This window comes from Achromobacter sp. 1011811831 (genome assembly GCF_059760905.1).
Genome location: NZ_JCBANG010000147.1, coordinates 1 through 9,237 on the forward strand (window position 1 = coordinate 1; position 9,237 = coordinate 9,237).

A 9,237-nucleotide genomic window follows, 5' to 3' on the forward strand; every position below is an offset into this window, starting at 1 on the left:
GCCCCCGGCAGGGCCGGCGCCGCCGCCACGGCATCCATGGGCAGTTGGCCGGCCGCGCCTTGCGAATAGAAGCGCGCCGAGAACGGCCGGCTGCCCACGAAGACCAGTTGCTCGCCGGGCTGCATGCGCGCGAAGGCCTGGGCCACCAGCTGCTTCTCGGTCTTGTAGCGCTCGGGCTGCGCCAGCGACAGTGCGCCCAGCGTCAGCGCCGCGAGCGGCGTCAGCAGCATCAGCGCGGCCGGCAGCCGGGCGCGCCAGCCCCGCGTCGGCGCATGGTCGGCCATCCAGGCGCCCAGCGCCAGCGCCAGCGGCGGCAGCGAAGGCAGCACATAGGTCCAGAGGATATTGCCGGACAGCGTGAAGAACGCGGGCGCGGCCAGCCCCCAGAGCAGCAGGTAGGCGCGCAGCGGATCGCGCGCCAGCGACGCCAGCCGGGTCCGCAGCGGCACGCCCTGGCCGGGCCGCAGGAACAGCCACAGGCCCGCCAGCCCCCAGGGCATGGTCGCCAGCAGCCAGTCCAGCCAGATGCCGCCATAGGGCCGCTTGTGCGCGGTGCCGTACAGATCGCCTTGCCAGCCCGGGTCGACGAAGCGCAGGAAATGCTCGCCCACGATGAAGTACTGGAGGAAGCCGGGCGTGCGGATCTCGGCCATCACGTACCAGGGCAGGGCCAGCGCCAGCATCAGGATCGTGCCGCCGATCCAGGGCAGCGCGCGCCACTGCGCGCGGCCGGCGGGCAGCAGCGACCAGGGCAACACGGCGGCCGCCACCAGCACCAGGGCCAGCGGCCCCTTGGACAGCAGGCCGATCGCCAGGCCCACGAAAAAGCCATAGCGCCACCACGGGGGGCCGTCGTGCCGCGCCAGCAGGAAGGACGTCATCGACAGCGTCACGCCCAGCGCCAGGAAGGGATCGGTGAGCACCGCGCCGGCGCTGGACAGCGGCAGCAGCATGGTGGCGAACACCAGCGCGGCCCAGCGCGCGGCGCTGGCGCCGAACTGGCGCGCGGCGAAGGCATGGACCAACGCCAGCATGCCCAGCATGGCGGCGAAGGCAGGCAGGCGCAGGCTGAACTCGGACAGGCCCAGCAGTTTGATGGAAAGCGCTGGCGCCCAGAAAGCCAGCGGCGGCTTGCCCCAGAACGGCACGCCCGGCTCGAACCAGGGCGTGACCCAGTCGCCGGTGACCGCCATCAGGCGCGCGATCTCCGCGTAGCGCGGTTCCGAGGTGTCGGCCAGCGGCATGACCGCCATGGCGAACAGCCGCGCAGCGAGGATGGCCGTCAGGCCCAGCAGCAGGGCCTTAGAAGTTGACCGCATGCGGACCCTCTCCGGTCATGGCGGCGGACGGGGCGGCCTGGCGCGCCGGGCCGGCGGCGTCGTCGCGCGCGTATCCGGAGGCCGGGTCCGCCGCCGTGTCGGGTTCGGATCCGGGCAGGCGCAATGCCGCCGTGCGGCTGCGCTGCACGTCGCGCAGCAGGTAGACCGGCCGCTGCTTGGATTCCATATAGGTCTTGCCCACATACTCGCCCAGCAGGCCGATGGTGATCAGCTGTACGCCGCTCAGGAAGGTGATGATGGCGATGAGCGAGGGATAGCCATGCACTTCCTCGCCCAGCAGCAGGGTCTTGAGCGTGATGACGATGCCGAATCCGGCGCCGGCCAGCGCGGCGGCCACGCCCAGGCCGGTGGCCCAGCGCAGCGGCGCGGTGGAGAACGAGGTGATGCCTTCCATCGCCAGCCGCATCAGGCCCAGGTAGTTCCACTTGGTGGTGCCGGCGGCGCGCGGATCGCGGTCGTAGTCGATGATGCGGGTGGGCAGGCCGATCCAGGCATACATGCCCTTCATGTAGCGGCAGCGCTCCGGCAGTTGCAGCAGGGCCTGCACCGCCTTGCGGCTCATCAGCCGGAAGTCGCCGGTGTCGGCGGGGATGCTGGCCTTGCTGAGCCGGTTCAGCAGCCGGTAGTAGGCATAGGCCGAGGCGCGCTTGAGCCAGCTCTCGCCGGCGCGGCTGCGGCGACGCATGCAGACCACGTCCGCGCCCTCGCGCCAGGCGCGCAACATGTCGGGGATCAGCTCGGGCGGATCCTGCAGGTCGGCGTCCAGGATCACGACGGCCGCGCCCACGGCGTGCTCGATGCCGGCGGTCATGGCGGCTTCCTTGCCGAAGTTGCGCGACAGGCGCAGCAGCTTCAGGCCGGGCTCCGTGCGGATCCGCGTGGCCAGGAACTCGGCGCTGCCGTCGCGGCTGCCGTCGTCGACGAACACGATTTCGTAGGACTCGTTCAGGCCGTCGAGCACGCGCCGCAGGCGCTCCAGGCAGGCGGGCAGTACCTCGCGCTCGTTCAGGAAGGGCACGATGACCGAGAGCTGCACGGCGGGTCGGCGGGAGCGAGCGGCGGTGGGCGGAGGGGGAAGATGCATGGAGATAACCGATCGGGGAAGAATTCAGGCAATGTAGCGATCGAGCGTCGACGAATAGCCGACGGCCCGATTACATTTCCGTAAGGCGCGGCGGACCTGGGCGGACCGCCGCGCCTGGTCTTATGCGTTGTCGCGGGCTACGCGCGCCGACTCGGCCAGCTCCAGCTCTTCCGCGTCCTTGCGGTGCAGCAGGCGGTACAGCGCGGGCAGCACCAGCAGGGTCAGGATGGTCGACGAGATGATGCCGCCGATCACCACGGTGGCCAGCGGGCGCTGCACCTCGGCGCCGGTGCCGGTGGCAAGGGCCATGGGCACGAAGCCCAGCGAGGCCACCAGCGCCGTCATCAGCACCGGCCGCAGCCGCGTCAGCGCGCCTTCGCGCACCGCTTCGTCCAGCGGCTTGCCTTCCTGGCGCAGCCCGTTGATGAAGGACAGCATCACCAGGCCGTTGAGCACCGCCACGCCGCACAGCGCGATGAAGCCCACCGCCGCCGTGATCGACAGCGGCATGCCGCGCAGCCACAGCGAGATGATGCCGCCCGTCAGCGCGAAGGGAATGCCGGTGAAGACCAGCAGGCCGTCCTTGACATTGCCGAACATGGCGAACAGCAGCGCGAACACCAGCACCAGCGCGGCCGGTACCACGATCTGCAGGCGCTGGGCCGCCGATTGCAGCTGCTCGAACGTGCCGCCCCAGGTGGTCCAGTAGCCCGCCGGGATCTTGACGTCGCGCTCGATCGCCTCGGCAGCCTCGGACACGAACGAGCCCAGGTCGCGGCCGCGCACGTTGGCGCTGATCACGATGCGGCGCTTGCCGTCCTCGCGCGAGACCTGGTTGGGGCCGGGTGACAGGTCCAGGCTGGCGACCTCGGACAGCGGGATGTAGGCCGTCTGCGCCTGCCCGTCAGCCTTGGGCAGGGCGATGGGCAGCTTGCGCAGGGCGGGAATGCTCTCGCGCACCGATTCCGGCAGCCGCACCACGATGTCGAAGCGCCGGTCGCCCTGGTAGTACGTGCCGGCCGCGCGCCCGCCCACGGCGATCGCCAGCGTGTCCTGCACGTCGGCCAGGCTCAGCCCGTAGCGCGCCGCGCGGGCGCGGTCGATGTTCACGGTGAGCACCGGCAGGCCGGTGGTCTGCTCGACCTTGACCTCGGACGCGCCGGGGATCTTGTTCAGCGACTCGGCCACTTCGGCGGCCGTGCGGTTGAGCACGTCGTTGTCGTCGCCGAAGATCTTCACGGCCACGTCGCTGCGCACGCCGGAGATCAGCTCGTTGAAGCGCAGCTGGATGGGCTGGGAAAACTCATAGTTGTTGCCCGGCATCTTGCCTGCTTCTTCCTGGATCGCGGCCAGCAGCTCGGCATGGGTCTTGCGCGGCTTCGGCCATTGATCCACGGGCTTGAGCATGATGTAGCCGTCGGAGATGTTCGGCGGCATCGGGTCCGAGGCGATCTCGGCCGTGCCGGTGCGCGCGAAGATCCGTTCGATCTCGGGGAATTTCTCTTTCAGGCGTACTTCCAGCTGCTTCTGCATCTCCAGCGACTGGCTCAGGCTGGTGCCGGGAATGCGCAGCGCCTGGATCGCCATGTCGCCTTCGTTCAGGCTGGGTATGAATTCGCTGCCCATGCGCGAGGCCAGCACGCCGCAGGCAGCCACGAACAGGGTCGCCGCGATCAGCACGCGCGGCGTGCGGCGCAGCGCCATGTCCAGCAGCGGCTCGTAGCGGCGCTTGGCCCAGCTCATCAGGCGGTTTTCCTTCTCGGCCACCTTGTTGCCCATGAACAGGGCCACGGCCGCCGGCACGAAGGTCACCGACAGGATCATCGCGCCCAGCAGGGCCAGCACCACGGTCAGCGCCATGGGGTGGAACATGCGCCCTTCCACGCCGGTCAGCGCGAAGATGGGCAGGTACACCACCATGATGATGAGCTGGCCGAACAGCAGCGGCCGGCGCGCTTCGCGCGCGGCGGCGAAGACCTCGTGGAAGCGCTCGCTGCGGGTCAGCGGCCGGCCTTGATGGGCCTGGGCATGGCTCAACCGCCGCACGCAGTTCTCCACGATCACGACCGCGCCGTCGATGATGATGCCGAAGTCCAGCGCGCCCAGGCTCATGAGGTTGGCGCTGACCTTGTACGTGACCATGCCGGTGAAGGTGAACAGCATGGACAGCGGGATGACCATGGCCGTGATCAGCGCCGCCCGGATGTTGCCCAGGAATAGGAACAGGATCACGATGACCAGCGTGGCGCCTTCCAGCAGGTTCTTCTTGACGGTGGCGATGGCCTTGTCCACCAGATTGCTGCGGTCGTAGGCCGTGATCAGCTTCACGCCCTCGGGCAGCGTCTTGTTGATGGCGGCGATGCGATCGGACACGGCCAGCGACACGGTCCGGCTGTTCTCGCCGATCAGCATGAAGGCCGTGCCCAGCACCACTTCCTTGCCATTGTCGGTGGCCGCGCCGGTGCGCAGCTCGCGGCCGATGGACACCTCGGCCACGTCGCGCACGCGGATGGCCTGGCCGTTCACGGCGGTGAGCAGCACGTTGCCGATATCGTCGACCGACTGGACCTGTCCCGGCGCCCGGATCAGGTACTGCTCGCCCTTGCGTTCGATGTAGCCGGCGCCGATGTTGGCGTTGTTGCGGTCCAGCGCCGTCATGATGTCGGTCAGCGACAGGCCGTAGGACGCCAGCTGCTCGGTGTTGGGCGCCACCAGGTATTCCTTGGCGTAGCCGCCGATGGAATTGATTTCCGTCACGCCGGGAATGTTGCGCACCTGCGGCTTGACCACCCAGTCCTGGATCTCGCGCAGGTCGGTGGAGGTATAGGGCGAGCCGTCGGGCTTGCGCGCGCCGTCCTCGGCCTCGACCGTCCAAAAGTAGATCTCGCCCAGGCCGGTCGAGATCGGCCCCAGCGTGGCCGATATGCCTTCGGGAAGATTCTCGCGCGCTTGCTGCAGTCGTTCGTTGACCAGCTGGCGCGCGAAATAGATGTTGGTGCTGTCGTTGAAGATCACCGTGACCTGCGACAGCCCGTAGCGCGATAGCGAGCGGGTCTGTTCCAGGCCGGGCAGGCCGGCCATCACGGTTTCGATCGGGTAGGTGACGCGCTGTTCGGTCTCCAGCGGCGAATAGCCGGGCGCGGCCGTGTTGATCTGCACCTGCACGTTGGTGATATCGGGCACGGCGTCGATGGACAGCCGCGAGTAGTTGTAGATGCCGACGGCGGCCATGGCCAGCGTGACGAACAGCACCATCCAGCGCTGTTCGATGGCAAAGCGGATCAGGCGTTCAAACATGTATGTAGCCCCTGCCTCAGTGCGCGTGGTCGGCGCTGGCCTTGCCCAGCTCGGACTTCAGCACGAAGGCGTTGTCCGTCACGTAGCGCACGCCCGGGGCCAGGCCGGACAGCACTTCCACCTGGTCGCCCGCGGCCTTGCCCAGCTTGACCGGCTGCGCCAGGAAGCCGCCGGGCACTTCGATGAACACCGAGGGCTGGTCTTCCACCGTCTGCACCGCGTCGGCGGCGATCGCCACCGGCACGTCGCGCTGGCTGGTCACCACGTTGACCGAGACGAACAGGCCGGGCCGCCAGGCCATGTCGGGGTTCTCCAGCGTGACGCGCGCGGTGGCCGTGCGGGTCTGCTGCCCCAGCAGCGAGCCGATATAGGACACCTTGCCCATCGCGCTTGCCGTAAACGACGCCGAGCTGACGCGGGCGGCCTCGCCCACCCGCACGTCTTGCAGATCCTTGGCGGCGATCGAGAATTCCGCCCAGACGGTGCCCAGGTCCGACAGCGTGAAGATATTGACGTTGTCGGCCAGCGCTTCGCCCAGCGTGATGTGCTTTTCGACGATCACGCCGTCGAACGGCGCGCGGATCTCGAGCCGGCTCAGGTCCTTCGAACCCGGCGTGACGCCCACGGCGGCCAGCTTCTGCTCGGCGTTCTGCACCGCGATCTGCGCTTCCTGCAGGGCGGTGCGCGCCTGCTGATAATCCTGCTCGGCGGTGACTTGCTCGCGCCACAGCTTGAGTTCGCGCTGGTGCGTGGCGGCGGCCAGGTCGCGTCGCTTGACGGCGGCCCGCCATTCGCTGCGCAGGTCGGACAGGGCCGTGCTGGACAGCGCGGCCAGCAGCTCGCCCTTCTTGACCATCTGGCCCAGTTCGACGGGGGCCTCCTGTGCGACGCCGGCCAGGCGCGGCACGATGTGCGCGGTGCGGTCGGCGTTGAACTTGATTTCGCCCGGGAACTGCGAGGTGGCTTCCAGCGCGGCGGGCGCGGCGGCCGCGCTGCGTATGCCGGCCGCGGCCACCTGCTCGGCGGTGAGCGCGATCAGGCCTTCGTCCTTTTCCAGCGACGCCTTGAGCGGATCGACCTGGCCGGGCCAGTTCGCCTCGGCTTCGATCTCGAAGTAGTGCGGTTCGGCGATGTCCTGGGTGCTGACCAGCGCGCCATCGGATGGCTCAAGGCGCAGTTCTTCCACGACGCCATTCGGGCGCAGCACGCGGACGCGAGCCTTGATCTCGCCCGCCGCGACCGGCTTGGAACCGGTGTAGGCCCACAGGCGCAGACGCGAGGAGCCGCCGGATTCACTGATCAGCAGCTCGACGCCATTGCCGCCGGCGCGGGTCAGGGCGCCGCCTTGCGGGCCCTTTTCGGTTGGCGCGTGGTCGGCGTGGCCGGCGGCGCCGGGCTTTTCGTCGGCGGCCGCGCCCGTGGCGGCCAGCAGGCTGGCGGCCGCCAGCAGCGCGACGGTCAGGGACCGCGCACGGGAGCGGCCAGGGGGAAAGCGCAGGATTTGCATGGTCATGGCGTAGTGAGAGTCAGCGTCCGATGAGGCGGTCGATATTGGCCCAGGCCTGGTAGGCGTTGGTCAGGGTGGACAGGTAGCCCAGTTCGGCCTGTGAGCGGGTGCGTTGGGCGTCCAGCACCTGCAGATAGCCGACCTTGCCGGCTTCGAAGCCCTTGAGCGCGCTGTCATAGGCGCGGCGCGCGCTGGGCAGCACCGTGGCGCGGTAGTCGTTGGCCGCGCCCGTCGCCAGGTCGAACTGGGAGACCGATTGCAGCAGCTCGGCTGCCAGCCGAGCCTCCAGGTCGCGGTACTGGTCGCGCGCCTTGTATGAGCGCATCGTGGCGGCGTAGACGTTGCCCTGATTGCGATCGAACAGCGGCAGCGGAATGCCCACGCCGAACTGGACCTTGTTGCGTTTCGCCTCGTAGTCGCGGGCCACGCCGGTGCTCAGCGTGATGTCCGGATAGCGCTTGCTTTTCTCGACTTCCAGCTGCGCGGCGCCCAGGTCTACCGCCAGTTTTCCGGCCTGCAGCCGCGGCGACTGCGCCAGCTCGGCGTTCAGCTCGTCCAGCGTGCCGCGCGCCGGCAACTGGCCGATGTCGCCGCGCACGCTGGCGAATGCGGGCGCCGCGTCGCCCCACAGCACGGCCAGGCCGCGCCGCGCGACCTGCAGCGCGGCCTCGGCCGCGCGCGCCTCGATGCGGGCGTTGGCAAGTTCCACGCGCGCCGCGTTGCTTTCCAGCGGCGGCGCCTTGCCGGCGGCCACGCGCTTGTCGGCCAGTTGCAGCGCCTTCTGGGCGATGCCCGCGTTTTCCTGCGCGACGCGCACGGTTTCCTGCGCGGTGGCCACGTCGAAGAAGGCCGCGATCACGGTCGAGCGCAGATCGGCGCGGGCCGCGCCCAGGTCGGTCTGCGCGATGTCGCGCGCCAGTCCGGCGGCCTTGACGCGAGCGCCGCGCTTGCCGCCGGTCTCGATCGGCATGCTCAGCGTGGTGGTGGTCGTGCGCGACGCCTTGCGCCGGTCGTCCATGCTGACGTCGATGCTGGGATTGGGCAGCAGGCCCGCCTGCTGCAATTCGCCTTCGGTCGCGGCGGCTTCGTTGCGCGCGGCGGCCAGCAGGGGACTGCGTTCGAAGGCGATGGACAGCGCCTGTTCCAGCGTCAGCGGCGCGTTGGGCGCGGCTTGATCGCTGGAGGGCGGAATGGCGGTCGATGGCGGCGCCAGGAACGAGGCGGGCGGCGTTGGCGGCTGGCTCCAGGCCGGCGGCGCCAGCACGGCGGCCGCCAGGGCCAGCGGTATCAGGGATGGACGCATGATTCTGTCAGGGGAAGGTAGTGGCGGGCCCGCGCAGCCGGGCTGGGATAGGCATCTGGCGGCACTGTATCGAACGGGCCTCGTCAGAACCTCGACAGAAAAATGACATTTCCGTAAGGTTCGCGACCGAGGATTGAGGCGGGAAAATCCAGGAAATTCGCGGGTTTCAAGGCCGTCATATCGATTACGAATTCGTAATCGGCTCGTTGGAGAATTGACGCGATCAGATCTGTAAAGTTGTCGTCATCGCTTAACACGAAGCGTGTATCGGGCTGGCGCTTTCGCCGGTCCCTCAACGTCAACCGCCGTAAGGAGAATCTGATGAAAACCCGCCACGCCGCCGCCCTGTCGCTCTGCGCCGCGCTCGCCCTGCCCTTCGCCGCCAACGCCTCGGGCGTCTGGCACCAGACCAACACCGAGATCGGCTACGCCATCGCGCCCGAACACGCGGCCGGCGGCAAGAGCCAGGCCCAGGTGGATAGCGAGCTCGCCGCGGCCAAGGCCGATCCGGGAAAGTGGTTCCTGGCCTACCGCAACCTGGGCACGCCGGGCTGGTACAAGCAGGGCACCGCGCTCACCCGTGACGAAGTGCAGGCCGAAGCGCGCAACATGAGCGCGCAAGAGCGCGCCCGCCTGAACAGCATCTACACCCCGGGCTGATGGCGGCATTGCCCGCCCCTGCTCAATCCGCGCGGCCGCCCTGGGC

At 69.1% G+C, this 9,237-nt stretch carries 6 protein-coding genes; 1 reads left to right on the forward strand and 5 read right to left on the reverse strand.

What is annotated here, in order from left to right; genetic code table 11:
- From AC6LJ9_RS29570 to AC6LJ9_RS29590, 5 genes are all read right to left on the reverse strand, one after another.
- Nucleotides 1–1,319, reverse strand: a 1,319-nt coding sequence (locus AC6LJ9_RS29570; RefSeq protein WP_498150320.1) for an ArnT family glycosyltransferase, incomplete at its 3' end; no start/stop codon positions are given.
- Nucleotides 1,303–2,424, reverse strand: coding sequence for a glycosyltransferase family 2 protein (locus AC6LJ9_RS29575; protein ID WP_498150321.1), 1,122 nt, complete (start codon nucleotides 2,422–2,424; stop codon nucleotides 1,303–1,305). The genes AC6LJ9_RS29575 and AC6LJ9_RS29570, both read right to left, overlap by 17 nt.
- A gap of 120 nt (nucleotides 2,425–2,544) precedes the next feature.
- Nucleotides 2,545–5,721 (reverse strand): CusA/CzcA family heavy metal efflux RND transporter, encoded by a 3,177-nt coding sequence (locus AC6LJ9_RS29580; RefSeq protein ID WP_498150322.1) that lies wholly within the window; start codon nucleotides 5,719–5,721, stop codon nucleotides 2,545–2,547.
- Nucleotides 5,722–5,737: 16 nt separating this feature from the next.
- Entirely contained in the window at nucleotides 5,738–7,234 is a 1,497-nt protein-coding gene (locus tag AC6LJ9_RS29585) for an efflux RND transporter periplasmic adaptor subunit (protein ID WP_498150323.1), read from the reverse strand.
- A gap of 13 nt (nucleotides 7,235–7,247) precedes the next feature.
- Nucleotides 7,248–8,531, reverse strand: a complete 1,284-nt coding sequence (locus tag AC6LJ9_RS29590; RefSeq protein WP_498150324.1) for a TolC family protein — start codon at nucleotides 8,529–8,531, stop codon at nucleotides 7,248–7,250.
- Nucleotides 8,532–8,852: 321 nt separating this feature from the next.
- Here AC6LJ9_RS29590 and AC6LJ9_RS29595 point away from each other — a divergent pair, with 321 nt between their 5' ends.
- Nucleotides 8,853–9,191, forward strand: coding sequence for a DUF4148 domain-containing protein (locus AC6LJ9_RS29595; RefSeq protein ID WP_498150325.1), 339 nt, complete (start codon nucleotides 8,853–8,855; stop codon nucleotides 9,189–9,191).
- The last annotated feature ends 46 nt before the right edge of the window (nucleotides 9,192–9,237 follow it).

Coding starts and splice junctions, on each gene's coding strand:
- AC6LJ9_RS29585 (WP_498150323.1), bottom strand. CDS start 7,234: ATGACCATGCAAATCCTGCGCTTTCCCCCTGGCCGCTCCCGTGCGCGG.
- AC6LJ9_RS29595 (WP_498150325.1), top strand. CDS start 8,853: ATGAAAACCCGCCACGCCGCCGCCCTGTCGCTCTGCGCCGCGCTCGCC.
- AC6LJ9_RS29575 (WP_498150321.1), bottom strand. CDS start 2,424: ATGCATCTTCCCCCTCCGCCCACCGCCGCTCGCTCCCGCCGACCCGCC.
- AC6LJ9_RS29590 (WP_498150324.1), bottom strand. CDS start 8,531: ATGCGTCCATCCCTGATACCGCTGGCCCTGGCGGCCGCCGTGCTGGCG.
- AC6LJ9_RS29580 (WP_498150322.1), bottom strand. CDS start 5,721: ATGTTTGAACGCCTGATCCGCTTTGCCATCGAACAGCGCTGGATGGTG.